General features: G+C 42.9%; 1 pseudogene. It reads right to left on the bottom strand.

Annotation, left to right across the window (positions count from 1 at the left end):
* Positions 1-84 precede the first annotated feature (84 nt).
* Positions 85-1,318 (bottom strand): annotated as a pseudogene (locus tag ACFIJW_RS00055) (hypothetical protein); the annotation flags it as partial.

Genomic DNA, 1,318 nt, shown 5'->3' on the forward strand with positions numbered 1-1,318 from the left:
AAAAGTATCCCCCACGTTATCACGATAAGGCTCCCAGCCCAGTCTTTTTAAAATCTCTGTGACATCTTTAGTTTGCATCATGAATCACTTTCCTTGTGCAAGAAGCTCTGTTAAACGGCTCGGATGACGAATAACTTCGTATTTTATCGGTCTCCCCCAACCCTTGCCCAGTTGTTCTTTAGGCCAATTTTTCTTAAAATCATCTAATGCTTCCTCAAATTTTTCTGCACTTCCTTTATAATCTCTCTTAAAATCGCTGAGTTCCTGTTGATATTTATTTAGCTTTTCTTTGTTTTTCTCAAGGAATTTTAAAACAACATCTCCTGTGGGTTGCGCATCTCCTGTTTTATACTCCTTTTCCAAAATCTTTTGGTTTTCGGTTAGACCAGCATTCCCCGTTTTTACCTCAACAATTTTTAATTCACCATCCTCTATATAGAGAATATCAGGACGGGATCTTATTGCAACTTCCTTTGTCCCTCCTTTACCATCAGGTTTCTCAACTATTTTTTTAAACGATGCTTCTTGCGTACATGTTGTGCATCCTGCTTCCTGTAATTTTTGCATTTCTTCTGTACGCTTTCCGTCATGATGCTCCTTATTTTTTTCGAGTGTTTCACGATTGCTATTGCTTTTTGAAGGCTTTTGAGACATTTCACCCTTGGCACTGTCTTCAGAGCCAATTTTTCCAACTGATTGGGCAACTTCCTTTTCTGCTTTTGCAGCTGCTTCTTCAGTCTTAGCAGCAAATTTAGCCAGAGCCTTTTCGCCAAGCTTTATGCCTCCCTTGGCTGCTCCAGCAACTCCTGTCATTAGGGATGCTGTTTCAGTCAATAATTTTCCAAATTCAAGTCCAGCATTAAAGGAACCACCAGCACCAGCTCGCTCATATTCCTCCTCCATTTTATTAATGCGATCTACATAGGACTGTCCAAGGGTCCGACCAATTGTCGCCAAAATCTCACCACTGCTGAAAAAATCTTTGAGCGCTTTCAAAGTCTCTTTGGGATGTTTGGCTATTTGCAAAAAACCATCAACCGTATCGTATATTTCAGCCGGGACACCAGCTACCATACCTGCCGCAAAGCTTATATCTTGCCCTGTACTAATCGCAGTCCACTTCGCAGACACTTCTGCTGCACATAAAAAGTCAGGACACTCCTTTAATTCTTTCTCCATCTGAGCTTGTTGAGCACTGCTGAGGTAGTTATTTGCAGCGGCATTACCAGCGGCATCGGCGCCGGCATCAACATTGCCACCGGCAAGGGCAGCAGCAACGCCCCCAGCAGCCCGTGCAACATCAATGGTGTGGTCTCTA

This window comes from Bartonella sp. MM97QHHN, assembly GCF_042194285.1.
Taxonomy (GTDB): domain Bacteria; phylum Pseudomonadota; class Alphaproteobacteria; order Rhizobiales; family Rhizobiaceae; genus Bartonella.